Origin of the sequence: Streptomyces sp. VTCC 41912 (genome assembly GCF_045799175.1) — a bacterium.
Classification (GTDB): Bacteria; Actinomycetota; Actinomycetes; order Streptomycetales; family Streptomycetaceae; genus Streptomyces; species Streptomyces albulus_C.
In genome coordinates this window covers 1-25,736 of sequence record NZ_JBJMAB010000034.1, presented here as the reverse complement: position 1 = coordinate 25,736, position 25,736 = coordinate 1, and the positions used below count along the sequence as shown (strand labels likewise).

At 71.3% G+C, this 25,736-nt stretch carries 24 protein-coding genes and 1 tRNA gene; 17 read left to right on the top strand and 8 right to left on the bottom strand.

What is annotated here, in order from left to right; translation table 11 throughout:
• The first annotated feature begins 74 nt into the window (after positions 1-74).
• The gene (locus ACJ6WD_RS32180) at positions 75-836 is read left to right on the top strand and encodes a phosphoglyceromutase (protein WP_233658630.1); all 762 of its coding nucleotides are present in this window, start codon (positions 75-77) and stop codon (positions 834-836) included.
• A gap of 324 nt (positions 837-1,160) precedes the next feature.
• Here the strand turns inward: ACJ6WD_RS32180 and phoU are convergent, their stop codons facing one another.
• Positions 1,161-1,838, bottom strand: coding sequence for a phosphate signaling complex protein PhoU (gene phoU, locus ACJ6WD_RS32175; RefSeq protein WP_233658629.1), 678 nt, complete (start codon positions 1,836-1,838; stop codon positions 1,161-1,163).
• A gap of 376 nt (positions 1,839-2,214) precedes the next feature.
• On the opposite strand from phoU, the gene ACJ6WD_RS32170 reads away from it, so the two are divergent.
• Both ACJ6WD_RS32170 and ACJ6WD_RS32165 read left to right on the top strand, forming a co-directional pair.
• Positions 2,215-3,483: a cell wall metabolism sensor histidine kinase WalK gene (locus ACJ6WD_RS32170; RefSeq protein WP_016572019.1), complete on the top strand. Its 1,269-nt coding sequence runs from the start codon at positions 2,215-2,217 to the stop codon at positions 3,481-3,483.
• Positions 3,480-4,160 carry a response regulator transcription factor gene (locus ACJ6WD_RS32165; RefSeq protein WP_016572018.1) on the top strand — a complete coding sequence of 227 codons (681 nt, stop codon included), beginning with the start codon at positions 3,480-3,482 and terminating at the stop codon, positions 4,158-4,160. Before ACJ6WD_RS32170 ends, ACJ6WD_RS32165 begins: the two co-directional genes overlap by 4 nt.
• Positions 4,161-4,246: 86 nt before the next feature.
• Here ACJ6WD_RS32165 and ACJ6WD_RS32160 read toward each other — a convergent pair whose 3' ends face one another.
• Positions 4,247-4,864, bottom strand: coding sequence for a lipoprotein (locus ACJ6WD_RS32160; RefSeq protein ID WP_016572017.1), 618 nt, complete (start codon positions 4,862-4,864; stop codon positions 4,247-4,249).
• Between the two features lie 757 nt (positions 4,865-5,621).
• Here ACJ6WD_RS32160 and ACJ6WD_RS32155 point away from each other — a divergent pair.
• From ACJ6WD_RS32155 to ACJ6WD_RS32125, 7 genes are all read left to right on the top strand, one after another.
• The gene (locus tag ACJ6WD_RS32155) at positions 5,622-6,104 is read left to right on the top strand and encodes a CarD family transcriptional regulator (RefSeq protein WP_003953493.1); all 483 of its coding nucleotides are present in this window, start codon (positions 5,622-5,624) and stop codon (positions 6,102-6,104) included.
• A gap of 348 nt (positions 6,105-6,452) precedes the next feature.
• Positions 6,453-7,199: a 2-C-methyl-D-erythritol 4-phosphate cytidylyltransferase gene (gene ispD, locus ACJ6WD_RS32150; RefSeq protein ID WP_407617073.1), complete on the top strand. Its 747-nt coding sequence runs from the start codon at positions 6,453-6,455 to the stop codon at positions 7,197-7,199.
• Positions 7,186-7,713, top strand: coding sequence for a 2-C-methyl-D-erythritol 2,4-cyclodiphosphate synthase (ispF, locus tag ACJ6WD_RS32145; protein ID WP_016572015.1), 528 nt, complete (start codon positions 7,186-7,188; stop codon positions 7,711-7,713). Before ispD ends, ispF begins: the two co-directional genes overlap by 14 nt.
• Before the next feature lie 158 nt (positions 7,714-7,871).
• Positions 7,872-8,276, top strand: a complete 405-nt coding sequence (locus ACJ6WD_RS32140; RefSeq protein ID WP_331248591.1) for a PPOX class F420-dependent oxidoreductase — start codon at positions 7,872-7,874, stop codon at positions 8,274-8,276.
• Between the two features lie 138 nt (positions 8,277-8,414).
• A complete protein-coding gene (cysS, locus tag ACJ6WD_RS32135) occupies positions 8,415-9,809 on the top strand; it encodes a cysteine--tRNA ligase (protein ID WP_331248590.1) in 1,395 nt (464 codons plus the stop codon).
• 151 nt (positions 9,810-9,960) lie between these two features.
• On the top strand, positions 9,961-10,914 hold the full coding sequence (gene rlmB, locus ACJ6WD_RS32130; protein WP_233658625.1) for a 23S rRNA (guanosine(2251)-2'-O)-methyltransferase RlmB: 954 nt from the start codon (positions 9,961-9,963) through the stop codon (positions 10,912-10,914).
• A gap of 179 nt (positions 10,915-11,093) precedes the next feature.
• Complete coding sequence (locus ACJ6WD_RS32125) at positions 11,094-12,671, top strand: DoxX family protein (RefSeq protein ID WP_407617072.1); 1,578 nt, start codon at positions 11,094-11,096, stop codon at positions 12,669-12,671.
• Positions 12,672-12,925: 254 nt separating this feature from the next.
• Here ACJ6WD_RS32125 and ACJ6WD_RS32120 read toward each other — a convergent pair whose 3' ends face one another.
• From ACJ6WD_RS32120 to ACJ6WD_RS32110, 3 genes are all read right to left on the bottom strand, one after another.
• A complete protein-coding gene (locus ACJ6WD_RS32120; RefSeq protein ID WP_233658623.1) occupies positions 12,926-13,654 on the bottom strand; it encodes a nucleotidyltransferase family protein in 729 nt (242 codons plus the stop codon).
• A 30-nt stretch (positions 13,655-13,684) separates the two neighbouring features.
• Entirely contained in the window at positions 13,685-14,101 is a 417-nt protein-coding gene (locus tag ACJ6WD_RS32115; RefSeq protein ID WP_016578428.1) for a hypothetical protein, read from the bottom strand.
• Positions 14,102-14,480: 379 nt separating this feature from the next.
• A complete protein-coding gene (locus tag ACJ6WD_RS32110; RefSeq protein ID WP_233658622.1) occupies positions 14,481-15,611 on the bottom strand; it encodes an ABC transporter ATP-binding protein in 1,131 nt (376 codons plus the stop codon).
• A gap of 260 nt (positions 15,612-15,871) precedes the next feature.
• On the opposite strand from ACJ6WD_RS32110, the gene ACJ6WD_RS32105 reads away from it, so the two are divergent.
• Positions 15,872-15,945: transfer RNA gene (locus ACJ6WD_RS32105), tRNA-Thr, on the top strand.
• 45 nt (positions 15,946-15,990) lie between these two features.
• On the opposite strand, the gene ACJ6WD_RS32100 is transcribed toward ACJ6WD_RS32105, so the two are convergent.
• Positions 15,991-17,679 carry a tyrosine-type recombinase/integrase gene (locus ACJ6WD_RS32100; RefSeq protein WP_407617071.1) on the bottom strand — a complete coding sequence of 563 codons (1,689 nt, stop codon included), beginning with the start codon at positions 17,677-17,679 and terminating at the stop codon, positions 15,991-15,993.
• Positions 17,676-18,356 carry a helix-turn-helix domain-containing protein gene (locus ACJ6WD_RS32095; RefSeq protein WP_376441944.1) on the bottom strand — a complete coding sequence of 227 codons (681 nt, stop codon included), beginning with the start codon at positions 18,354-18,356 and terminating at the stop codon, positions 17,676-17,678. The genes ACJ6WD_RS32100 and ACJ6WD_RS32095 overlap by 4 nt, the downstream gene beginning before the upstream one ends.
• A gap of 96 nt (positions 18,357-18,452) precedes the next feature.
• Here ACJ6WD_RS32095 and ACJ6WD_RS32090 point away from each other — a divergent pair, with 96 nt between their 5' ends.
• The 6 genes from ACJ6WD_RS32090 to ACJ6WD_RS32065 all read left to right on the top strand — a co-directional run bounded on the left by ACJ6WD_RS32090 (position 18,453) and on the right by ACJ6WD_RS32065 (position 25,046).
• The gene (locus tag ACJ6WD_RS32090; RefSeq protein WP_376441947.1) at positions 18,453-18,683 is read left to right on the top strand and encodes a hypothetical protein; all 231 of its coding nucleotides are present in this window, start codon (positions 18,453-18,455) and stop codon (positions 18,681-18,683) included.
• 574 nt (positions 18,684-19,257) lie between these two features.
• Positions 19,258-20,331, top strand: coding sequence for a DUF3631 domain-containing protein (locus tag ACJ6WD_RS32085; RefSeq protein ID WP_407617089.1), 1,074 nt, complete (start codon positions 19,258-19,260; stop codon positions 20,329-20,331).
• 206 nt (positions 20,332-20,537) lie between these two features.
• Complete coding sequence (locus ACJ6WD_RS32080; protein ID WP_376171757.1) at positions 20,538-21,380, top strand: DUF2637 domain-containing protein; 843 nt, start codon at positions 20,538-20,540, stop codon at positions 21,378-21,380.
• A 171-nt stretch (positions 21,381-21,551) separates the two neighbouring features.
• A complete protein-coding gene (locus ACJ6WD_RS32075) occupies positions 21,552-22,421 on the top strand; it encodes a ParB N-terminal domain-containing protein (protein WP_407617070.1) in 870 nt (289 codons plus the stop codon).
• Between the two features lie 571 nt (positions 22,422-22,992).
• Positions 22,993-23,334, top strand: coding sequence for a plasmid mobilization relaxosome protein MobC (locus tag ACJ6WD_RS32070; protein WP_407617069.1), 342 nt, complete (start codon positions 22,993-22,995; stop codon positions 23,332-23,334).
• Positions 23,331-25,046 carry a mobilization protein gene (locus ACJ6WD_RS32065; RefSeq protein ID WP_407617068.1) on the top strand — a complete coding sequence of 572 codons (1,716 nt, stop codon included), beginning with the start codon at positions 23,331-23,333 and terminating at the stop codon, positions 25,044-25,046. Before ACJ6WD_RS32070 ends, ACJ6WD_RS32065 begins: the two co-directional genes overlap by 4 nt.
• 157 nt (positions 25,047-25,203) lie before the next feature.
• Here ACJ6WD_RS32065 and ACJ6WD_RS32060 read toward each other — a convergent pair.
• A partial coding sequence (locus ACJ6WD_RS32060; RefSeq protein ID WP_407617067.1) for a hypothetical protein occupies positions 25,204-25,736 on the bottom strand: 533 nt, incomplete at its 5' end.

Below are 25,736 nucleotides of genomic sequence, written 5' to 3'. Positions count from 1 at the left end.
CACCCCGCCCCCGCGTCCGTGCAGGTGACGGCCGCGCGCCGGCCCACTCCCCGGCGTCGATTACGCTCGACGGCATGGCCACCGCACCGTACAAGCTGATCCTGCTCCGCCACGGCGAGAGCGAGTGGAACGCGAAGAACCTGTTCACCGGCTGGGTGGACGTCAACCTCAACGAGAAGGGCGAGAAGGAGGCGGTCCGCGGCGGAGAGCTGCTCCAGGAGGCCGGCCTGCTCCCCGACGTCGTCCACACCTCCCTCCAGAAGCGCGCCATCCGCACCGCGCAGCTCGCCCTGGAGTCCGCCGACCGGCACTGGATCCCCGTCCACCGCAGCTGGCGGCTGAACGAGCGCCACTACGGTGCGCTCCAGGGCAAGGACAAGGCGCAGACCCTGGCCGAGTTCGGCGAGGAGCAGTTCATGCTCTGGCGCCGCTCGTACGACACCCCGCCGCCCCCGCTGGCGGACGGCGCCGAGTTCTCCCAGTCCGGCGACCCGCGCTACGCGTCGATCCCGCCGGAGCTCCGCCCGAAGACGGAGTGCCTCAAGGACGTCGTCACCCGCATGCTGCCGTACTGGTACGACGGCATCGTCCCGGACCTGCTCGCCGGCCGCACGGTGCTGGTCGCCGCCCACGGCAACAGCCTCCGCGCCCTGGTCAAGCACCTCGACCAGATCTCGGACGCCGACATCGCCGGCCTGAACATCCCCACCGGCATCCCGCTCTCCTACGAGCTCGACGCCGACTTCCGCCCCCTCACCCCCGGCGGCACCTACCTCGACCCGGAGGCCGCCAAGGCCGCCATCGAGGCCGTGAAGAACCAGGGCAAGAAGAAGTAAGCCCCCGCGCAGAAGCCCCCCATCCGCGGTGGTGCCGCGGGTGGGGGGCTTCGCCGTGCCGTTGTCGTGCCGTGCGCGCGCCGCTGGTCAGCAGTTGCCGCCGCACTGGCACGGGCCGCCGGACTGGCAGCCGCAACCGCAGCCGGAGCCACAGCCGCACGCGCCGAGGAGCGGGAGCCGCGGCCGGTCGATGGCCGTCGGCTCATCCTGGGACGCGGGGTTCTGGGAGTCCGCCGTGAGTGCCATGTATTCGCCTCCTAGGGGTCACCTGGTGCTTATTGCAAACCCGGGTGCACAGGCGCGTCAACGGCGCGTGGGCGCACGCTACGCGCCCTCCACCGCCGTCTGCGGCGCGATCTCGTCCGGGTGCTCGCCGGTCACGAGGTAGACGACGCGCTTGGCCACCGAGACCGCGTGGTCAGCGAAGCGCTCGTAGTAACGGCCCAGCAGGGTCACGTCCACGGCCGTCTCGATGCCGTGCTTCCACCGGTCGTCCATCAGGTGCTGGAACAGGGTGCGGTGGAGCATGTCCATCGCGTCGTCGTCCTGCTCCAACTGGAGCGCGAGGTCGACGTCCTTGGTGATGATGACCTCGGCGGCCTTGGCCATCAGGCGCTGCGCCAGCTGCCCCATCTCCAAGATGGTGGCGTGCAGGTCGCGCGGCACCGCCCGCTCCGGGAAGCGCAGCCGGGCCAGCTTGGCCACGTGCTGGGCCAGGTCGCCGGAGCGCTCCAGGTCGGCGCTCATCCGCAGGGAGGTGACGACGATCCGCAGGTCGGTGGCGACTGGCTGCTGGCGGGCCAACAGGGCGATGGCCCGCGCCTCCAGGTCGCGCTGGAGGTCGTCGACCTTCTCGTCGGCGGCGATGACGTTCTCGGCCAGCTTCAGGTCCGCGTCGAGTATCGCCGTGGTGGCGCGCCCGATCGCGGAGCCGACGAGCCGGGCCATCTCGACCAGGCCCTCGCCGATCGAATCCAGCTCCTCGTGGTACGCGTCCCGCATCAGTGACCTTCTCTCGCTTCGAGGGATTCCGGTTGCGCCCGGAGTGATCCGGGGAGTGTGGGGGTGGTGCGTGGTGATGAGTGGGAGGTGGCCGTTGCGCCTACGCTCCCACGACCGGCCGCCGGTGGGCCCCCGCACCCTCAATGTGCGGCCGGATCACGACCTGCGGGGCCATCGGGGGTGAACCGCCACCGACCTGAAGGTGAACTCTGGGAAACGCCGGGAAGCCCGGAGGCGGCCGGGACGGCACCGGCCCGGCCCCGCCGGCGCGGAGAGTGAATCGCCACCGACACCTCGGTGAACTCTGGGCGAAGGGTGTCCGAGCAGCAGCTCCGACCGCTGGGGGAGTGTCCGAACCGGCACATACTCTGGATTCATGAACGTGGACGCGGCCGTCGCCGCAATGGCAGCGATCGCCGGGCTCTGCACCGGCGTCTTCGCCATGCTGGCGTTCCGCTGGAGCGAGCGGGACCAGGCCAAGCCCACCCGCACCTCCCTGCACACCGAGGCGGTCCTGCCACCCGGCGTCGACACCGTCCTGTCGGTCCTGCGTTCCTCCGCCGTCGTCCTCGACGAGGCGGACACGGTGGTCAAGGCCAGCTCCGCGGCGTACGCCCTCGGACTGGTCCGGGGCGGTCGGCTCGCCGTCGAGCCGATGCTCCAGATGGCCCGCGACACCCGCCGCGACGGCGAGATACGCCAGGTCGAGCTGGACCTGCCGCGCCGCGGCACCGGCCGCGGGGACGCCCTGGCGGTCTCCGCCCGGGTCGCCCCGCTCGGCTCCCGGCTGGTCCTGCTACTGGTCGAGGACCTCACGGAGGCCCGCCGCATCGAGGCGGTCCGCCGGGACTTCGTGGCCAACGTCAGCCACGAGCTCAAGACGCCCGTCGGCGCCCTCTCGCTCCTCTCCGAGGCCGTGATGGACGCCAGCGACGACCCCGAGGCGGTCACCCGCTTCGCCGGCCGGATGCAGAACGAGGCCACCCGCCTGACCAACCTCGTCCAGGAGCTCATCGACCTCTCCCGGGTGCAGAACGACGACCCGCTGGAGGACTCCGAGCCCGTCCTGGTCGACGAACTGGTCGCCGAGGCGGTCGACCGCTGCCGCCAGCAGGCCGGCACCAAGCAGATCACCATCGCCGCCGGCGGCACCGCCGACCTGCACGTCTGGGGCAACCGCGGCCAGCTCGCCGCCGCCCTGGGCAACCTCGTCGAGAACGCCGTCAACTACTCCCCGGCGCGCACCCGCGTCGGGATCGCGGGCCGCCGGGTCTCCGTACCCGGCGGCGACCTGATCGAGATCGCGGTGACCGACCAGGGCATCGGGATCTCCGAGAAGGACCGCGACCGCATCTTCGAGCGGTTCTACCGCGTCGACCCGGCGCGCTCGCGCGCCACCGGCGGGACCGGCCTCGGCCTCGCCATCGTCAAGCACGTGGCCGCCTCGCACGGCGGGGAGGTCACGGTGTGGAGCGCTGAGGGACAGGGCTCCACCTTCACCCTGCGTCTCCCGGAAGCCGGGACCGTCCGCGACCGCGAACGGCCCTCGGACCTCACCGCGGAGGGCCTCGACGACGAGGACCGTCCGTACGAGACCTTCAACGATCCGCTCCCAGCTCACCCAGCCCCGGAGGTCCTTCCGTGACCCGAGTGCTCGTCGTCGAGGACGAGGAATCGTTCAGCGACGCACTGTCGTACATGCTCCGCAAGGAGGGCTTCGAGGTCGCCGTGGCGGCCACCGGCCCCGACGGCCTGGACGAGTTCGAGCGCAACGGCGCCGACCTCGTCCTGCTGGACCTGATGTTGCCGGGCCTGCCCGGCACCGAGGTCTGCCGCCAGCTGCGCGGCCGCTCCAACGTCCCGGTCATCATGGTGACCGCCAAGGACAGCGAGATCGACAAGGTCGTGGGTCTCGAAATAGGGGCCGACGACTACGTCACCAAGCCGTTCTCGTCCCGCGAACTGGTCGCCCGGATCCGCGCGGTGCTGCGCCGCCGCGGCGAGCCGGAGGAGGTCGCCCCGCAGGCCCTGGAGGCCGGCCCGGTCCGGATGGACGTGGACCGCCACGTCGTCACGGTCTCCGGCGGCAAGGTCGACCTGCCGCTCAAGGAGTTCGACCTCCTGGAGATGCTGCTGCGCAACGCCGGCCGGGTGCTGACCCGGATGCAGCTGATCGACCGCGTCTGGGGCGCCGACTACGTGGGCGACACCAAGACGCTCGACGTCCACGTGAAGCGGCTGCGCGCCAAGATCGAGCCCGACCCGGGGGCCCCGCGCTACCTGGTGACGGTCCGCGGCCTGGGCTACAAGTTCGAGCCGTAGGCCGCCGCCGGCGCCGGCCATGCGTGAAGGGGCGCTCCTCCCTGCCGGGAGGAGCGCCCCTTCACGTGGTGCGGGCGAAGCGGGCCTCAGTGACCGGCGTGCGCCGACTCCGAGGGCTTGCCGGAGCCGCTCGGGGTGGCCGGGGCGCTGGGGCTGCCCGACTCGGAGGGCTTGCCGCTCGCGGAGGTGGACGGCTGCGGCGTCACCGACGGACCGTAGCTCTCGAAGACGTTCTTCGCGGGCACGACATAGGCGTTGATCTTGACCTTGCCGGCGGCGCTGAAGGTGAACGTCAGCGGCTGGGCGTTGCCGTCCTGGACGGCCTCCCGGCCGCTCTCCAGGATGGCGCTGGCGTTGCCCTTGCCGCCGATGACCGCGGAACCGCCGGCCGGCACGTCGATCTTGACGGGCGACAGCTTGGCCGACTGGCCGGTGCCGTCGACCGCGATGCCGGTCAGCTGCTGGTCCTTGGTGCCGGTGTTGAACACCGTGGCGGTGATCGCGGCCGGGCCCTTGGCGTTCGCCTCCGGCTGGGTCACGACGTTGACGTTCTGGATCTTGATGTCGCCGACGCTGGTCTCGGCGTTGTCCGGCTTGACCTCCAGCGTCTGGGCGTCGTTCCCGGCGGCGCACGCGGAAAGGGTGGCGACGGAGAGCGAGAGGACGGTGGCGGCGAGGACGCCGCGTCGAAGGCTGCGGCTCACGGCGGCGGCATCTCCTTGACGAGCTACGGCGGCCGAACGTTCGTGCCCGGTCGCGGATGGACGGCTGGGGCGGCGTTGCGCACACGTCATGACGACGGGCACGTAAAGCCGCCCTAAGGGTGGGTCAGCGCCGCTAGGTTACCGAGCCGTCCTCGCGGCGCCGCACCCGACCCGCCCCCTAGGCGATCACGCGCCTCCCGGTCGCCCCGGTCCACCCGCGGCCGGGGTGACCGGACGAACGGTCCGCACACCCCCGGCGGGGATTTCCGGAACCCGATCTGGGTCCGATCTCAGTCCGATCTCGGCGGTGATCTCCGGAGAACTGGTTGGCATATTCCGCAGCCGGCTGTTCGAGTGGTGGCCGTGGTGTTTCCCCCGGTGAAAAGCGGTATTCACAAGGAATGCACATGCCGCCGGAATTGATCACACGGGGCGGTGCGGGGCCGTTGATCAATTCTGGGATTCCGGCCCGGGCCGTGGGCAAGCGTCCGAACGGAGTAGCGGAACTCGCTCGTGCGGATCGGTGTAAATCGGGACGTTCCGCCCATTGGTCATTGTGATTCCGGTGCACCGCGGGGGGCTTTCCGTGTGCCCGGGAAGCCCCTCCGACCTGCGAATACCTCCACCCCGAGCCCCTTCGCAGCACGTTCCGGTCGCTGTTGTCAAGCCCCGAGATATGCCCTGACCTGCGAAAACGCCATTCAGAACGGCCCGTTCCCGTGTTAGCATGGATAGCCACGGAAGGGGTACCTGTCACATGACGTTCAAGGTTGGCGACACCGTGGTCTATCCCCATCACGGGGCCGCGCTGATCGAGGCCATCGAAACTCGCCAGATCAAAGGCGTGGACAAGACCTACTTGGTGCTGAAGGTCGCCCAGGGCGACTTGACTGTTCGTGTGCCAGCGGACAACGCGGAGTTCGTCGGCGTACGCGATGTGGTCGGTCAGGACGGGCTGGACCGGGTCTTCGAGGTGCTGCGTGCACCGTATGCCGAAGAGCCGACGAACTGGTCCCGTCGTTACAAGGCAAATCTTGAGAAGCTCGCCTCGGGCGACGTGATCAAGGTCGCCGAGGTCGTGCGTGACCTGTGGCGACGTGAGCGTGAGCGCGGACTCTCCGCCGGTGAGAAGAGGATGCTCGCCAAGGCCCGCCAGATCCTGGTGAGCGAGCTGGCCCTCGCGGAGAACACCAACGAAGACAAGGCCGAGGCCCTGCTCGACGAGGTCCTCGCGTCCTGACGACGCACGGCTGACTGTGCCGGCGTGAGGTGACGACACAGCAGCGACGTAGCAATGCCGCGGTGCCCGAGTGACGCCCCCCTAAGCGGAGGGTCTGTTGCCGGGCGCTGCGGCATATCTGCGGGTGGTGCACGGGAAGGCCGGACGTGGGGCTGGCGGCGGCTTCCTCGGCGAAGCCCGCCGGGCCCTCGTGGTGGCGTGCCGGGCTCGGGCTGCTGCCCCGACCGCTGTCACGGAAGGGTTCCGGTCAAGGCATAACGCCCGGCACTCCCAGGCCATACCCACCTCTCCCGAGGAAACAAACCTGTCTGCCCCAATTCCGGGTTCGCCCGGACTCCGGAGCCATCGATGTCAGATCCTTCCCGCCCGGTCCGCATCGCCGCGGTCATCCCTGCCGCCGGCCGCGGCGTCCGGCTCGGTCCCGGCACCCCCAAGGCGCTGCGCACCCTGGGCGGCACCCCGATGCTGGTGCACGCGGTCCGCGCGATGGCCGCGTCCCGGGCCGTCACGCACATCGTCGTCGTCGCCCCGCCGGACGGCCCCGACGAGGTCCGGCGCCTGCTGGACGCCCATCCGCTCGCCGATCGCACCGAGCTGACCGTGGTCCCCGGCGGCGCCACCCGCCAGGAGTCCGTCCGGCTCGGGCTGGCCGCCCTGCCCGACGGCATCGACGTGGTGTTGGTCCACGACGCGGCCCGGCCGCTGGTGCCGGTGGAGACCGTGGACGCGGTGATCGCGGCGGTCCGCGGCGGCGCCCCGGCCGTGGTCCCCGCGCTGCCGCTGGCCGACACCGTCAAGCAGGTCGAGCCGCGTCCCCAGGGCACCCCGGAGCCGGTGGTCGGCACCCCGGAGCGGGCCCTGCTGCGCGCCGTGCAGACCCCGCAGGGCTTCGACCTGCCGACGCTGCGCAAGGCGCACGAGGTCGTCGTGGAGGGCGAGGGTGCCACCGACGACGCCGGGCTGGTGGAGCGGCTCGGCCAGGGCGTGGTGCTCGTCCCCGGCCACGAGGAAGCGTTCAAGGTGACCCGGCCGCTGGACCTCGTCCTGGCCGAGGCCGTACTCGCCCGGAGGAGGGCCACCGATGGCTACGTCTGATGCGTCCGCGCAGGTTCCCGCGCCGTCCGGCCTGCCCCTCGTCGGGGTCGGGACCGACGTGCACGCCTTCGAGCAGGGCCGCCCGCTGTGGTGCGCCGGGCTGCTCTGGGACGCCGCCGAGAGCGACGGGTACGGCCTCGCCGGGCACAGCGACGGCGACGTGGCGGCGCACGCCGCCTGCGACGCGCTGTTCTCCGCGGCCGGCATCGGCGACCTCGGTGCGCACTTCGGCACCTCCCGCCCCGAGTGGTCCGGTGCCTCCGGCGTGACCCTGCTGGCCGAGGCGGCGCGGATCGTCCGGGCCGAGGGCTTCGCCGTCGGCAACGTCGCGGTGCAGGTCATCGGCGTCCGGCCGAAGATCGGCAAGCGCCGGGACGAGGCCCAGCGGGCGCTGTCGGCGGCGGTCGGGGCGCCGGTCTCGATCTCCGGCACCACCACCGACGGACTGGGGCTGACCGGCCGCGCCGAGGGGCTGGCCGCGATCGCCACCGCCCTGGTGGTGCGCACCGGCTGAGCCGATCCGCGGGCCGATCCGCGGGCCGGACCGCGGCGTTCCGCCGATCGGAGTCGCGCCCCGCAGGAATACCCGGCGCCGCAAGGGGCGTTGGGCGAGAATCCGGGGTAGTGGTGTCCATCGGAAGCCGTCGGTTCGGCCCTTAGGAAGGATCCTCCGTGACTGCAACGCTCTCCGACCAGCTCAAGGAGCTGCTCGACTCGCCGGTCTTCGTGACGGTGGGGACGGTCCAGCCGGACGGCAGCCCCCAGCTCTCCCCGGTGTGGGTGAAGCGCGACGGCAACGACCTGCTGATCTCGACGACCGTCGGCCGCCGCAAGGAGCTGAACCTCCGCCGCGACCCGCGGGTGTCGGTCGTCCTCCAGCCGTTCGACGCCCCGTACACCTACGCCGAGATCCGTGGCGAGGCCAGCCTCACCACCGAGGGCGGGCAGGAGCTGATCGACGAGCTGTCGCTGAAGTACACCGGCAAGCCGTACGCCGAGTTCAACCCGACCGCGGTGGACGACAACCAGCGCGTCGTGGTCCGGATCACCCCGCGGAAGGTGGTCGGCGCCGTCTGAGCGCCGCCCCGGCGGCGGGGCACCTCCGCCCGGGCAAACCGGGACGGAACCACCGGCCGACGGGGCGGCGGTGAACCATCCGTGTCCCCGTGCTCAAAGGAGCACGGGGCACTCCCGCGTTCCGACTACCCTTGTCCCGTGACGATTCGCCTGTACGACACCAGCGCCCGGCAGATTCGCGACTTCACCCCGCTCCGGCCGGGCTGTGTCTCGATCTACCTCTGTGGTGCGACCGTGCAGGCTGCCCCGCACATCGGACACATCCGGTCGGGACTCAACTTCGACATCATGCGCCGCTGGTTCGCCCACCGCGGCTACGACGTGACGTTCGTCCGCAACGTCACGGACATCGACGACAAGATCATCCAGAAGTCGGCCGAGCAGGGCCGCCCCTGGTGGGCGATCGGCTACGAGAACGAGGTCGCCTTCAACGCGGCCTACGACGCCCTCGGCTGCCTGCGCCCCACCTACGAGCCGCGGGCCACCGGCCACATCCCCGAGATGATCGAGATGATGCGGGGCCTGATCGAGCGCGGCCACGCCTACGCCGCCGACGGCAACGTCTACTTCGACGTGCGCTCCTTCCCGGAGTACCTCCAGCTCTCCAACCAGGAGTTGGACAACCTCCGCCAGCCGTCCGGCGAGGGCGAGACCGGCAAGCGCGACGCGCGCGACTTCGCCATGTGGAAGGCGGCCAAGGAGGGCGAGCCCAGCTGGGAGACCCCCTGGGGCCGCGGCCGGCCGGGCTGGCACCTGGAGTGCTCGGCGATGGCCCACAAGTACCTGGGCTCCGCCTTCGACGTCCACGGCGGCGGCGTCGACCTGGTCTTCCCGCACCACGAGAACGAGATCGCGCAGGCCAAGGCGTACGGCGACGACTTCGCCCGGTACTGGTCGCACAACGCCTGGGTGACCATGAGCGGCGAGAAGATGTCCAAGTCGCTGGGCAACTCCGTGCTGGTCTCGGAGATGGTCAAGCGCTGGCGGCCGATCGTGCTGCGCTACTACCTCGGCACCCCGCACTACCGCTCGATGATCGAGTACAGCGAGGAGGCGCTGCGCGAGGCCGAGTCGTCGTTCGCGCGGATCGAGGGCTTCGTCCAGCGCGTCGTGGAGAAGGCCGGGACCGTCGAGCCGGCGGCCGAGGTGCCGCTGGCGTTCGCCGAGGCGATGGACGACGACCTGGGCGTCCCGCAGGCGCTGGCGATCGTGCACACCACCGTCCGGCAGGGCAATTCGGCGCTGACCGCGGACGACAAGGACGCCGCGGTCGCCCGGCTCGCCGAGGTGCGGGCGATGCTCGGCGTGCTCGGCCTGGACCCGCTCGACGAGCGGTGGACGGGCGGCGGCGCGGACCGCGGCGAGGACCTGCACGGGGTCGTGGACTCCCTCGTCCGGCTGGTCCTGGAGCAGCGGCAGGGCGCCCGGGCCCGCAAGGACTACGCGACCGCCGACGCCATCCGCGACCAGCTCCAGCAGTCCGGCCTGAGCATCGAGGACACCCCTTCGGGCCCGCGCTGGTCGCTGACCTGAGCCCGTCCCCGGGGTCGTCCCGGGGACCGGCCGCACCCCCGGCCACCAGCCGGATTCGCCCTTCCCGGTGACCGCGGGCGACACTCAATCCATACGTACGTACCCACTCCACGTCGAGAGACGTCGAGAGCAGTGAAGAAACAGGTGACCCATGGCCGGCAACAGCCAGCGCAGGAACCGCCGCACGTCGAACAAGAAGGGCGCTCAGGTCGGCAGTGGCGGTAAGCGGCGCCGGTCTCTCGAGGGCAAGGGGCCGACCCCGCCGGCCTCCGCACGCAAGGGGCACGTCAAGAACCGCGTCGCCAACGCCAAGGCCAAGCAGGCCGCCGGGCGCGGGCCGGCCCCGCGGCGCGGCGGCGCCAAGGGCACCGCGGAGCTGGTCGTGGGCCGCAACCCGGTCGTCGAGGCGCTGCGCGAGGGCGTGCCGGCGACCACCCTGTACGTGCAGCAGTTCATCGACAACGACGAGCGGGTGCGCGAGGCGCTCCAGCTCGCCAACGAGCTGGGGCTGAACCTCCTGGAGGCCCCGCGGCCCGAGCTCGACCGGATGACGAACGGCCTCAACCACCAGGGCCTGGTCGCGCAGATCCCGCCGTACGAGTACGCGCACCCCGAGGACCTCGCCGCGGCCGCCTTCGACGACGGCGAGGACCCGCTGATCGTCGCGCTGGACGGCGTCACCGACCCGCGCAACCTCGGCGCCGTGGTCCGGTCCGTGTCGGCCTTCGGCGGCCACGGCGTGGTCGTCCCGGAGCGCCGCGCGGCCGGGATGACCGCCGGTGCCTGGAAGACCTCGGCGGGCACCGCGGCCCGCACGCCGGTGGCCCGCGCCACCAACCTGACCCGGGCCCTGGAGGCGTACCAGAAGGCCGGCATGACGGTGGTCGGCCTGGCCGCGGACGGGGAAGTGGAGCTCCAGGACCTCCAGGCGCTGGACGGTCCGGTCGTCATCGTCGTCGGCAGCGAGGGCAAGGGCCTGTCGCGGCTCGTCGGCGAGACCTGCGACGTGCGGGTGCGGATCCCGATGCCGGGCGGCGCTGAGTCGCTGAACGCCGGTGTCGCCGCCGGCGTGGTGCTGTGGGAGGCGGCGCGCCGCCGCGGCTGATCGTGGCCGCCGCCGGGCGTTTCCCGGCCGTTCCCGGGCCGGGCGGGGCCGCGTTCCCGCCCGGCCCGGGGCACAACATGACGCTCCGTGCGTCCTCGCCGCATCACGTGATCTTTTGACGGGTCTCGGACAGATCGTGCCGGTCAAGGCAGTGTCTTAACCGCGGGTCACTCGGTTAGATGAGCGTGGACACCAGAACACCCCGCACACCGGGGGGACGCTCGTCGAGCTTCGACGACGAGCCGGTCCTGAGCTCGGTCAAGGTGCCGTGCGATCCCGCGCAGGTCATCGTCAACCACGCCAGCTTCCGCGTGCAGCTCGCCGCCCCGGTGGCCGCGCGTGTCCTGGCCGAGACCCCGCGCGTCCCCGCCCTCCGGGGGTCGCCGCCCAGACGCCGCACGCCCGTGGTCTGGAGCGGCCGCACCGAGCCGGGCGGCGCGGCCGGCGCCACCACCCAACTCCTGCACGCGGTGCGCGACGCGGGCGTCGGCCTGGACCCCGGCCCGGCCGAGGACGTCGGCACGACCCAGGTCCTGCCCCGGGTCCGGCTCGGCGACTCCCCCGCCTCCACGGTGGTCGGCCAGCGCGGCCCCGCCGACGACGAGGACACCCTGCCGCGCGGCACCCGCGCCCTGCCCGGCCCGTTCCCCGGCCCGCGGTACGCCGGCGGCCCGCACGGCGGCGACGACGAGCGGTTCGAGGCGCGCGACCTCCTCGACACCGGGGCCAGGCGGCGCGTCGGCGACGGCGTGCGGCACGCGTACTACCCCGGCCGCCGGATGAACCTCGGCGTCGTCCTGCTGCCGCTGCGGATCTTCCTCGGCCTGATCTCCGTCTACGCCGGGATGGGCAAGCTCTGCGACCCGGTGTACTTCGACGGCGGCCAGCGCGGCTCGATGGTCACCTGGCTGCTCTCCCTGCACCCCTGGGAACTCGCCGTGCCGCTGCGGGACTTCGCGGTCGCGCACCCGGTCGGCGCCGGGCTGACGGTGGCGTTCCTCCAGGTCGTGGTCGGCGTGCTGACCATCTGCGGACTGTGGCAGCGGGTCGCCGCGTCGTTCGGCGCGCTGCTCTCCGCGGCGCTGCTGATGACCGTCAGCTGGCGCACCCTCCCCGCCTACGACGCCCCCGACATCATCTACCTCGCCGCCTGGAGCCCGCTGATCATCGCGGGTGCCCCGGTCTACTCCATGGACGCCCGGCTCGCCGGCGAGGCGTGGCGGCGGCTCGGCCCGCGCGTCGAGGTCGGTGCGCTGCGCCGTCGGGTGCTGCGCCGCGGCGCCATGATGACCGCGGTGGTGGCCGGTCTGACCCTGCTCATCGGTTCCCTGCTGGGCGGTGCCGTGCGGACCGCCCGGGTGCCCACCGTGCCGCGGCCCGGCGAGCCCGCGATCAACAACCTCCCCGGCTCACCCCTGCCCAGCCCGGGCCACAACGGTTCGCGGCCCGGCCACCGCATCCCCCGCCACCCCGGTGCGCCCTCGACGGGCGCCTCCCACAAGGCCCACAAGCCGGGCCTGCCGACCGCCTCGGCTCCCGGCGCCCCGTCGGCCGGCGGCCGCACCGGCGCCGCGACCCGTCGGCCCGGCGCGACCACCAGCGCCCCGCAGCACTCGGCCCCGGCCCATGTCCCGTCCCGCACCCAGTCGCCGGGCGGTTCGGGCGGCACCGGCGGCGGTACGACCGGCAGCTCCAGCAACGGCACCCCCGGAGGCGACTCCGGCCGCGGCAGCACCCTCGGCGGTCTGCTGGGCTGACCCGCCCGCGGGCCGGCCGTCCGCACCACGCGTCCCCGATCGCTCCGCTTCCCCAGGCCCCCGGGCCGAGGGGGGTGGGCGGTCGGGGACGACTGCGTTCGGGGGAGGGGGAGGAGGGCGGCGGGGCTGGCGGCTGGAGAGGGCGCCGTGCCGCGGGTGGCCGTGGGGCGGGTGCCGTGGGGCGGCGGGAGGCGGCTCGACGGACCCGTTGGCCCCGTCGGTGCCCGCGCGTCATCCAGGGGGCCCTGGGGGCCTCAACGGGACTGTGCGGCGAGCTCCTTGGCGGCCTCGGTGAGGTCCTTGGCGGTGTCGATGGCGCGCCAGTAGGCGCCCTGGGGGAGCGGGTAGCCGGCCAGCCGGCGTTCCCGGGCGAGGCGCGGGAAGGTGGTGCGCTCGTGGTCGCCCCGGGCGGGCAGCAGCTCGGTGAAGGCGGCGGAGAAGACGTAGACGCCCGCGTTGATCAGGTACGGGGACGGCGGGGCCTCGATGAAGTCCAGCACGTGTCCGAAGGCGTCGGTTTCGACGGCGCCCCAGGGGATGCGCGGACGGGCCAGCGCCAAGGTGGCCACGGCGTCGCGCTCGTGGTGGAAGGCGGCCATCTCGCGGAGCGGGAAGCGGGTCCAGATGTCGCCGTTGGTGGCGTACCAGGGCTCGTCCGGGCGGGCCAGGGAGCCCGCGGCGTGCTTCAGGCCGCCGCCGCGGCCCAGCGGCTCGTCCTCGACGACGGTCGTGACGCGCAAGGGGAGTTGGGCCTGGTCCAGCCATTCCTGGAGGACCTCGGCGAGGTGCCCGCAGGAGACGACGGCGTCGGTGACGCCCTCCTCGGCGAGCCAGTTCAGCTGATGGCCGATGATCGGGGTCCCGGTGCCGGGAATCTCGACCATCGGCTTGGGTCGGTCGTCGGTGTACGGGCGGAGACGGGAGCCCTGGCCACCGGCCAGGACCACGGCCTGCGTGGGGAACGGATGCGGGGCGCCGGTCATGGTTCGCACCCTAGGCGGTGCGAGCAACGGTCACTGGGCAGCGGCCACGCCGGTGGCGAAGGAGGTGTCGCAGACCGGGCGGGAGAACGCCTGGGCGCGGTGCGCGGCACCGTACTTGGCGACCGCGGCGCGGCCGAGGGCACGGGCGATGGAGGCGCAGTGCTTGGCCAGCGACGGCCGGGCGGTGGTGGCCTCCTGGAGGTGCGTCAGGGCGACGCCGGGGTCCTTCTCCTGGAGTTCCACGAGGAGGCGGTCCCGGAGGACGTCCTGGGCGGCACGGGGGCCGGCCTGGGTGGAGACCTTCCCGGAGGAGGCGGCGAGTACCTGCGACTCGGCGGTCTTCGATGCCCAGGGGACGCGGGTGACCGCGAGGGTCCCGGACAGGACGAGGACGACGGGCAGGACGAGGGCGAGAGTTCGGCCGATTCGGCGGGCTGCGGAGTTCACGGTCGTGATGGTAGCGAGGGGTGATGATTTGGCGACATTCGGTCACCTTATTGGGGGACGGAATGGCTCGTCGGTGCGGTTGTTGGGTTGACGCACTGGTACGAAAAGCCGCTTCCGGGGCGGCAATTGCGGCGAGTTGCCGGAAGTGCGACGGAGCCCTCGCGGGCTTGCGGGCGCGGGCCCGGCCCCGGTCCGGAGGCGCCGCGGCGGCGGTGCGGGGACGCGCACTACCCCACACCGCCGCCGCGGTAAACCCGTCCGGGTCGCGCCCGGTGGTCCTGATCGGCTCGTTCGCCGGCCGGCCGGCCGACGGGCGAGCGGGCCGCTGCCGCCGCGTCGGCGGTGTGCCCGTCGCGCGGGCAACGTGCCGCCGGGTCGGTCAGTCGGTCAGGCGCTTGCCGGTCGAGGTGGAGAAGACATGCGTCTCGCCGGGCTGCGGGACCACGTGCAACTGCGTCCCCTTGGCCGGGACCTGGCGGCCGTTGACCCGCACGACCAGGTCCTTGACGGTCCCGCCGACCTCGGCCGTGCCGTAGACGTAGCCGTCGGCGCCCAGTTCCTCGACGACGTTGACGGTCACCGCCAGGCCGGCCGGGGCGTTCGAGGACTCCTTGGACAGCGACTGGGCGGCCGCGCCGTTCTGCTCGACGATGTCGAAGTGCTCGGGCCGGATGCCGACCGTCACCGTCTTGTCGCCCTCGGCGCCGGCGAGCGCCTCCCGACTGACCGGCACCACGCTGTTGCCGAACTTCACGCCGCCGTCGGTGATCGGCACCTCGACGAGGTTCATGGCGGGCGAGCCGATAAAGCCGGCCACGAAGAGGTTGGCGGGCCGGTCGTACATGTTCCGCGGCGAGTCCACCTGCTGGAGCAGGCCGTCCTTGAGCACCGCGACCCGGTCGCCCATCGTCATGGCCTCGACCTGGTCGTGGGTGACGTAGACGGTGGTGATGCCGAGGCGCCGCTGGAGTCCGGCGATCTGGGTGCGGGTCTGCACGCGCAGTTTGGCGTCCAGGTTGGACAGCGGCTCGTCCATGAGGAACACCTGGGGCTCGCGGACGATGGCGCGCCCCATCGCGACCCGCTGCCGCTGGCCGCCGGAGAGCGCCTTCGGCTTGCGCCCCAGGTACTCCGTGAGGTCGAGGATCTTCGCCGCGTCCTCGACCTTCTGCCGGATCTCGGCCTTCGGCACACCGGCGATCTTGAGGGCGAAGCCCATGTTGTCGGCGACCGTCATGTGCGGGTAGAGCGCGTAGTTCTGGAACACCATGGCGATGTCCCGGTCCTTGGGCGGCAGGTGCGTGACGTCCCGGTCGCCGATGCGGATGACCCCCTCGTCGACGTCCTCCAGCCCCGCCAGCATCCGCAGCGAGGTGGATTTGCCGCATCCGGAGGGCCCGACGAGGACGAGGAACTCGCCGTCCTCGATGGTGATGTCGAGCTTGTCGACGGCGGGCTTGTCGGAACCCGGGTAGATCCGGGTCGCCTGGTCGTACGTGACCGTTGCCATGGTGTGTCCCTTCACCGGCAGGAACGTGCCGGACGATCCGAGTAAAGGAGTGGGCGGCCCGCCACCGGGGACGTGCGCCACACGAAGTGGTGTAGTCCACAGCGGCAAACCGCTGGTGACGCTACCGGCGCGGAAGCCGGGTGTCAGTAGCTCCGCGGTCACGAAATGCCCTCGGACGCCGCGGCCGGGACGGGATGGCACAGCGCTGACCCCATAAGGCAACCGGCACCGGGCACGCCTAGGTACACTTCATCCGGTACGCCTCCTTAGCTCAGCTGGCCAGAGCACCGCTCTTGTAAAGCGAAGGTCGTCGGTTCGAATCCGACAGGGGGCTCTGAGCACACCGCGCTGACCTGGGATTTCTCCCCAGGGAGGCGTCTTATTCGGCCTCGGACTCCGCGTCCGGGGCCGTTTGCGTGCGCGGTGCGTGAGCGGATGGGGCACCAGAGGCAGGGGCGGGTACGGACTTCCCGGCACCGTTCGGAACGGCTCCGGCTCCGGATTCCTCGCCGCCGGACCCGGATTTCTCCGCCGCTTCGAGGTTCTTCTCGGTCTCGGTGGCCGACTTCGTCGGGCGTGCGCGGGGGACGAGGCGGGCGGCGGCCTCGGCGATCGCCCGGTCGGTCTCCGGCAGCAGGCTCGTGTACGTGTCCGCGGTGATCGCGATCGAGGAGTGGCCGAGCATCTCCTGAATGTCTTTCAGGTCGGCCCCGGCCGCGTGGGCGAGGGTCGCGGCTCCGTGGCGCAGGTCGTGGAGCCGGATCGGCGGGAGGCCGGCCTCCGCGCACAGCTCGGCGAACCGCACGGTGACGTTGGCGGGGTGGAGCAACTCGCCGTTCTCCCGGGTGAAGACGCGCCCGGTCTCCACCCAGGCGCTGCCCCACGCCGCGCGGTCCTCGTCCTGCTGGGCACGGTGCCGTTCGAGGGCTCGGATCGTTCCGGAGTCGAGCGCGATGGTGCGTGCCCCCGCGTCGGTCTTGGGGTCGTCCTCGTACACCTCCCAGCCGCTGACGACGAGTTGCTTGGCGACGGTGATGCGGCCGTCGGCGAGGTGCGTGTCGGTCCATCGCTGCCCGCACGCCTCGCCTCGCCGAAGCCCACGGAAGGCGATCAAGTGCCAGAGCGCGTACAGGCGGTCCTCCGAGACGTGGTCGAGGAAGAGGCCGGTGTGCTCCGGCTTCCAGACCATCACCGGTGATGGCTTCTCGCCGGTGCGCTGCCAGTGGAGGACGCGCTCCTCGGTCCACACCAGGGCCTTGGGGCGCTTGCCCGCCTCCAACGCGACGTGGGCGGCGGGGTTGAAGGTGATCAGCTGCTGGGCGATCGCGGTGTTCAGGGCGGCTCGCAGCGTGGAGCGGATGCGCTGGCGCGTGGCCGGGGTGACGACGCGGCGGAAGGGCTCCATCTCGGCGACGGCGGCCTTCAACGCCTTGCGTTGGGCGCGGTGTTCGCGTCCCTTCCAGGGGACCTGGGCAAGGTCCTCGATAGCCCTGCGGCGGGCGGTGTTTCCCTCGATGATCTCGACGTTGGCCTCGGCGATGGCCTCGAACATCTCCGACAGGTGGCTGACGCGGAGACGGTCGAGCCGGATGTGCCCGATCCGCGGTTTGAGGTGGAGGCGGATGTTGCCCTCGTCACGACTGATGGCGCTCGGCCGCCCCTTCTTGCCCGCCAGCCACAGGTCCAGCCAGTCGCCGACCGCGAGGCGGCTGGTGAGGTCCAGGCCGTGGCTGAGGCGGCGACGGGTCTCCTCGACGTTCGGCAGTGGCGTCTTCTCGGCGCTCACCGTCTCCAGCAGCTCGGCGATCTGCGCCAGCCCCTCGGGGTCGTCCGCGTCGGCGAGCCCGAGGAGCGCGCGTATGTGGTCGAGGTCGGCCTGGGCGGCCTTGAGGGTGTCGTAGCCGGCGCGGCTGAAGGAGCGGCGGGTGCCGTCCTCGCGGGGCGGAAGCTCCTGGCGTATCGAGTATGAGCCGTGCTTCCGGTTGGCGAGCTTCGGGCAGTTCTTGCCGAGCGGCTTGGCGGTCTTGGGGTCGCGGCAGTAGCAGCGGCGGTGGGTGGAGCCCTTCAAAGGCGTTCCTCCGGGGTGGTGTTGGTCTCCGGTGCGGGCAGGTCGACGTCGCCCAGTGCGGGTGGCAGGTCGGGTGGGGTGGCTCCTTCGTCGCGGATGTCCCGACGGAGGTAGCGGAGGCTGTACTTGGCGGAGATGGCCTGGTCGGCGTACTCGTTCCGCTTGCGCTCGGCCTCTTCGCGCTGGGCGCGGCTGGTCGCCGTCTTGGCGGCGAAGCGGGCCTGCTCTTCCTCTTCGAGCGCGGCCAGCGCGGTGCGTACGAGGCTGGCGTGGCGCTCGAAGTCGGGGACCAGGCCCGCGTCGTGCAGGGACACCTCCTCCTCGCCGGTGAAGCGGCGCAGGGCTTCCCAGGTGGGGATGAGGTCCTGGAAGGGGAGTTCCTGGGTCCGGTCGACGTAGCCGACGGGGAAGATCAGGCAGGGCGGGTAGGTCTGCAGGGCGGCGGCCAGGACCATGACGTCGACCAGGGGAAGGTTGGCGCGGCGGCCGGACTCCATGTTGGCGATCACGTTGCGCGGGATGGGGTGCCCGAGCTGTTCGCAACGGTCGGCCAGGTCCTGTGCGCTCCATCCCATCTCCTTTCTCCTGCGGCGGACTTCGCCGGCCACGTTGGCCTTGATCCGATCCGCCCACTCGGGAACGTCGTCCTCTTCATCATCGAAACCGCGCTGTGTCATGCAGACACATTAGCTTGGCCATCCTGGTTGGTAGACGCCTGGAGCCGGACGTGTTGCCCGCGTTCGCCGACGGCTGTACCGAAAGGGGTGCGCTGCATGCGCGAAATCGAGATCGCCGACCGGGTGAAGGGCATGACTCGGGAGGAGTTGCTGGCCCTACCGGCGGCCGTTGACCTGGAAACGGGTAACCGGGCGCTCGGGTTGGGGCGGAGCAAGGGATACGCGTTGGCGAAGCGGGGTCAGTACCCGTGCCGGGTGCTGAGGCTGGGCCATGCCTATCGCGTGGTGACGGCGGACCTGCTGGAACTGCTGGGACTGGCGGCGTGAGAGCGGGGCACCGTTGCAAACGTGTCTGCGCTCAGCTGACACAGAAACGCTGGACTGTGCCAAGGGGTGGACGTACTGTCCGTGTTCGGCTGCTGAACGGCCCGCAGGTTCAGGCACTGAACGTCCGCGACGTTCAGAAACCGAACGTCCCTCGTGTCCCGCCACGGAACACCCCGGACGTCCTGCCACGGGACAAAGCGAGCCCCCGGCGAGGCAACGCCGGAGGCTCAGCACGCTCCCACCGCCCGTATCCACCGAACGACCCGCGTGCGCTGAGCCGGCATGCCCGGCGCCGCAGAAGAGGAGCTGCCCTGTGCAACCTACGACACCCGACGCACATTCCCGGACCGGCGAGACGATCTGGCCGGTGGCAGCGATTCCCGGGAAGCCGGGCGCCCACCTGACGGGCGAGCGAGCCGGTGGGGAAGACGCGACGCCATCGGCCGGTGACACGGCCCAGAAGCCATCCGTCCCGCAGCCTCGGACGGCGAGTGCCGGCACGTTCGTCGGTCCTCTGCGCCAGGGCGAGCAGGTGCTGGGCGACCTGCGGGCGCAGATCGCGCGGTACGTGGTGATGCCGAGCCAAGAGGCACTCACGGCAGTGACGTTGTGGGTCGCGGCGACGCATCTGCAGCGTGCGTGGCAGCACGCGCCGCGCCTGGCGATCGTCGCGCCGGAGAAGCGGTGCGGGAAGTCCCGGCTGCTCGACGTGATCACCGAGACGGTGCACAACCCCCTGATCACGGTCAACGCCAGCGCTGCGGCGATCTTCCGGTCTATCGGCGACGAGGACCCGCCCACACTCCTGGTCGACGAGGCCGACACCCTCTTCGGCACCACCAAGGCGGCGGAGAAGAACGAGGAAGTGCGTGGCCTGATCAACGCGGGCCACCAGCGCAACCGGCCGACGCTGCGGGTGGTCGGGCCGGAGCACAAGCCGACGAAGTTCCCCACCTTCGCCATGGCAGCGCTCGCCGGGATCGGCGACCTGCCGGACACGGTCATGGACCGGTCGGCGGTCATCCGCATGCGCCGCCGGGCAGGGAAGGAGAAGGTGGCGCACTTCCGCACCGCTCGCGACACCCCCGCCCTCCACGCCATACGTGACGAGCTCGCCGCGTGGCTGAAGCCGCTGTTCCGGCGGGCGATGGACATGGAGCCGGGCATGCCGGTGGAGGACCGTGCGGCGGACACCTGGGAGCCCCTGGTGACCATCGCGGACCTCGCCGGCGGCGAGTGGCCAGCGCTGGCCCGCACCGCCTGCCGCGCCATGACCGACTACGAGGCCGGGCAGGACGAACAGGGCGGCCTGCGCACCCGCCTCCTGGTGGGCATCCGCCGCGCCTTCGCCGCCGAGAACGACCCCCCGGCGCTCCGCACGAAGCGCCTGCTGGAGCACCTCAACGCGGACAAGGAAGCACCGTGGGCGGACTACAGCAGCGAGGGCCTGACCGCGCGCGGCCTTCAGATCCAACTGCAGCCCTTCGGTCTCAATTCGTCCAACCGCCGCTTCCCCGACGGCACCCAGGCCAGGGGCTTCACCCGCAACCAGTTCCTCGACACCTGGGCGCGCTACTGCCCAGAGCCCAACCCTCCGGTCGGGCCCGCCCAGCCAGCCGTCGAGCCGCTTCCTGACACCGAAGCCTGACCCGCCACGACCCGTACCACCCGTCCCCGCGCAGGTCAGCGCAGGGACGGGTGCCCGACCCGCAACGGGTCAACTCGACATCACCACACCACCCGTACCTGCTCTGACCAGGCATGCAACGGGTGGTACGAGTCACCGCAACGGTGCGGCGGCCACCCCTCCTCGCGCTGGTGGCCGCCGTCCGCCCCGACCTGGAGTACCTCAGCTTGACCTCCCCCAGCACCACCACGCCCGCCATACCGGGCACCGTCGCGATCCGCGCCGGCATCGCCCTGCTCGCCGCGTTCGCCTTCGCCCTCTCCTACGACGCCCTGCGGCAGATGGCCGTCGCCATCCACATCCGCGGGCTGCTCACCTACGCCTTCCCCCTCGTGATCGACGGGTTCATCGCCATCGGCGTCGGCGCCCTGCTCATGCTCCGCACCGCCCCGCTGCGCTCCCGCGTCTACGTGTGGGCCCTCGTCGGCCTGGCCACCGTGACGAGCATCTGGGCCAACGCCCTGCACGCCGTACGCCTCAACGAGCAGAGCCCCCAAGGCGACGGCCTCCGACTCGGCGACCTGACCGTCGGCGCCCTGTCCGCCATCGCCCCACTCGCCCTCGCGGGAGCGGTCCACCTCTACATCGTCATCCGCCGCCACCCCACGCCTCATACCGAGGAGGACGGCACCACAGAACGCATTGAAGCCCTCGGTCCCGACCGTCGCTGTGGTGGCGACGTCCGGCTCCCGATTCCTGTCGAAGGCCAGCTCGATCCGCTGTCCGGTGCCGCTCGCGAATCCGAGCCCGATTCCGGTGATGAGGTGTCGGCACAGGCCCTGCCGGCTCCCCGGCGTACCGGTCGGCCGCCGAACGCGTCGCTCGAAGAACTGCTGGCCATGGCCCGCCCGGTAGTCGAGCGCATGGGCAATGTCGACCGTGACGCGATTGCGGACGAGATCCGGGACGTACAGGGGCGCAAGGTCTCCAACGCCCGCCTGCAGAAGGTGATCGACGCCCTCACCAAGGAGCACGAAGCGGCGTCGGCCTCGCTCGCACGTTCCGCCTGATCTTCCCGCGGCCCTGCCCGCCGAAAGTCCGGAACCACACCCGGATTACCGGTAGCCCGCCGAACCCTGCCTCGGTCCCGCACGACCGCAGAACACCCGCACGGTGCCGTTGGCACCCCATCCGACAAGGAGCCCGCCCTGAAGACCCACCCCACCGCCACCATGTTCCCGATGCTCGGCGAGGACGAGTTGCACGACCTCGCCGAGTCCATCAAGTCCGACGGCCAGCACGAGCCGATCGTCCTCGACGTCGACGGCATTCTCCTCGACGGCCGCAACCGTCTCGCCGCCTGTGAGATCGCCGGAGTGGAGCCCCGCTTCACCACCTACACCGGCGACGACCCGAAGGGGGTGGTCCTCTCCCACAACCTGCGACGCCGGCACATCAGCAAAGGCCAGCAGGCAATGATCATCGCGCTGGCCCGTTCCTTTTCGGAACACTCCCTGCGGCACCACGCCAAGCTCCACCACATCAGCCTGACCCGCCTCTCCAACGCGGCCACGGTCCGCAACCACTCGCCTCACCTCGCCGAACAGGTCCGCACCGGCGCACTCACTCTCGACGCCGCCTACAACACCGTCCGCGAGAACAAGGCCCGCGCCGCCGCGATCCAAGCCCGGCACAACCGCCTGCGCGAGCACGCTCCCGACCTCGCAGAACAGGTCAGCGAGGGCCTCCTCACCCTCGACGACGCCACGACGGCACTCGACCAGCGGGAACAGGAAGAAGAGTTGCAGCGATCCGTGAAGGCCACCGATGCTCTCCGCCTGGCCGACGGCGACCCCGCCCCGAGCCTGGTGCAGCTCGTCGAACAGGGAGGCATCACCTGGGGCCAGGCCCGCCAGCGCGCCGAGCAGTTCCACACCGACCGGCGGGACGCCATCCAGCAAGCGCAGCAAGCCCTCCGGGTGATCGCCGAGAACTGGGCCACCGTCCAAGACCTCGCCGCCCGACCCGACACCCCCTACGCGCGTGACATCCTCGACGGCCTCGCGCCCGAAGCCCGCTCCCTCGCCCAGAGGCTGACCACCCTGGTCTGACGCGGCACATCCCCTCGGAGCCAGCGCCGGGGTCTCGCCGGGCTTCTTCCGAGAACGCTCGATCCGGGTCTCCCGCACCTGGCGGTATGACGCGCTTGACGGCGTCGCGAGGCGTCCTTGCGGCCCTGGACTACCGGAAGTCCGTTGCCACTTCCGGACTTCCGGTAGCCCGCCGACCCCTGCTCCAGCCTGGACAGCAACCACAGCACCCTGGCGAGTCAGCTCCGCGCCCCAAGACGGTGCGCGCCGACGCAATTCACCCCATCCGATCCCCACGCACACCGCAGAGGCCCGAACGATGTACGACCCGCACCACGAACTGCCCACAGGCCAGGAGGAGATGACCACGCCCTCCAAAAGCGGAGCAAGTTGTACCGGGAGCAATGCTCCCGGGTCTCCCGCCCCGGGGGTGGCGGGAGAGGATCGGTGCCAGGGGGCACCGGACCGGGAAGCTGCGACCGAGGGCGGACCGCAGCCTGGAGGGGAACGGCAGGCCGAGAGCCTTTCGCCGAAGCGGCAGCGTGCCCGTCAGCCGAAGCCGCTCAAGCGCCTGCACCAGCCCAGCTGCCGTATGAACGAGCCCGAGTACGCGCGCTTCACCGCCGCAGCCACCCACTGCAAGATGACCAACGCTGCTTTCCTCGCCTACGCCGTCGACAAAGCCGCCCGCGACCTGAACCGCACCGCCGCCGAGATCGCTACCGAGCGGGAAGTCATCGACGAGATCTTCGCCGCCCGTCGGCACCTCGGCCGCATACACGGCCTCTTCAACCAGGTCGCCAAAGCCCTCAACTCCGGCGCCGACACACCCCACCTCGATGCCACCGCCCGGGCGGTCCACGACGCAGCCCGCCGCATGGAAGCCGCCGCCGACGCCCTGCTCGCCCACCGCGACGACGGTGCCCCGGCATGATCCCCAGCATCCACAAGCGCGGCAGCGAAACGATCGGCCTGATCCGCTACCTCTACGGCCCCGGCACCCACGAGGAGCACATCGACCCGCACCTCGTCGCCGCGTACGATCCGCTCACCCCAGACCCTGGCCGCGACCCCCACACCACCTACAAGCAGCTGCAGCACCTACTCGACCAGCCGATCGACGCCCTGCCGAAAAGCCGTCGCCCCAACAAGCACGTGTGGCACATCTCCGTACGGGCCAGCCCCGAAGACCCGATCCTGTCCGACGAAGACTGGGCCGCCATCGCCCGCCGTACGGTCGCCGCCACCGGCATCGCACCGGAAGGCGACGAAGCGGCGTGCCGGTGGGCGGCGGTGCGCCACGCCGACGACCACATCCACATCATCGCCACCCTCGTCCGCGACGACGGCCGACGCCCCCGCCTCCACAACGAAGCCCGCCGCGCCCAGGCCGAGGCTCGCCGCATCGAGGCCGACTACGGCCTCCGCCGCATCGCGCCCGGTGACGGAACCGCCGCCAAGCGCCCCACCACTGCCGAACGCCACAAGGCGGAACGCCTCGACCAGGAAGCCACCTCACGTGAGCTCCTGCGCGGACACGTCCACCGGGCGCTGGCCGGTGCAGTGGACGAGACCGAGTTCTTCGACCGGCTTACTGCCGAAGGCGTACGGATCAAGAAGCGGGTCGCGCCCTCCGGGGACGTACTGGGTTATTCGGTCGCCATGGTCGGCGACCGCAACAAGGACAACGAGCCGGTTTGGTTCTCCGGCTCCAAACTCGCCCCGGACCTTTCCCTGCCCAGGATCCGAAAGAGGTTCGCGACCACCCCGGACATGCCCGAGCTTCCGACGGTCTTGGATCGCAGCGCTGCCTCAGCGCCCGTCCGCGCCCGTCACCTCGCCGCCGAGACCGCAGGCTCGGCGCTGGCATCATTGGCGTCCGACGACGACAGCGCGGCAGCGGCCCAGCTGGTCGGTGTCGGCGAGGTCCTTGATGCCCTCGCTCAGACCTCCCTCGGACCGACGCAGGCGGAACTGCGAAACGCCGCTCGGCACTTCGAGCGCGCCACTCGCTCCCACATCCGCGCCAAGAACGAGGAGATGCATGCCCTGCGCCGCGCGGCCCACCAGATCGTCCACTCCGGGCCCGCCCGCGGCCGCGGACCGGACGGTGCCGCTACCGTCCTGGTCCTCGCCATCATGGTCCTCGCCGTCATCGCCGCCGCCCGTTGGCACGCTGCCCGAGGCCACGCACACCAGGCCGAGGCAGCTCAGCAGGCGGCAGACCACCTGCGCACCGCCTACCAGGCGACCGCTGCCGGCCCACTGGCCGCCCTGCGCGCCTACGGACAGCACCTGCCTGCCCCGTCCCGGAGTCGCCACGCCGCCACCATGCGGGCCGCGCTCCCTCACCTTGCCGACCGTCTCCAAGCCGAATCTGGTCGGGACGCGCTGACTGCAGTCCTCGACCAAGCCGAGCGCGCCGGTCACGACACTGTCGCCCTGCTGGCCAAGGCGGCCTCACAACGCGAGTTGGGCAGCGCCGAGTCGATCAGCGACGTCCTGGTCTGGCGGCTCCACCACCTCGGCTACATCACCCGGCCCGCATCTGCGCCCGGGCTGAAGCGTCCGCGTGGCAATCCTGTCGCTGCCTCCGCTACAGCGGCAGCCACCCACCAGGAGGTGCGCCGGTCACCACGTAGGTGATCACGTGCGCACCGAACACCATCGAGCGAGCAGGGCCAATGCTTCCCTCACCGGAAGCAGTCCATCGGCCAACTCCCGGACTGGACCGCCCTGTGTTGCCGCGGTCAGGGCGGTCCGGTCTCGTTTCTCGTCCGGGGCCTGCAATCCGGCCGTTTCGTCAGGTGGCGAATGTCCTCCCGACCACCGTGACGTTGCACAGTTCGCGGTAGAGCCGTGATCCGAGCACCGCGCGAAGGCTTGGTTCGCCTACGGGGCAAAGGGCGTCATGCTCACCCACCGACCAGCCGTCGGAAGTCAGGCTGTAAGGCGCCCCGGAATAGCCCCAGATGCGAGGCGCGCGGACCCGAAGGGTCAGGAACTCCGTACTCCTCAGGTGCGGGCATTCGGCCATCGACGTTCGGGCGTGTACGTCGCACAGCGGTGGCATGGCTGTCACGGAGCCCTCCGGCCAGGTCGGCGGGTCGTGTTCCTTGCGCCAATCCAGGAACAACCAACCGTCCTTGTCCCTGGAGGCCGGTTCGCCGCAGACCTGGCACTTCATCCACCGCATCGCGTAGTACTGGCGCCCCGGATGCATGGAGTCGTAGACAGGCCGTCCCTTGCCGGGTTGGTTTGGGCTTGATGCGCTTTGACGGACATCTGAGATCAGGGGTTCTGCCCCGGAAGGATGTCCATCATGGAGAGCATGGG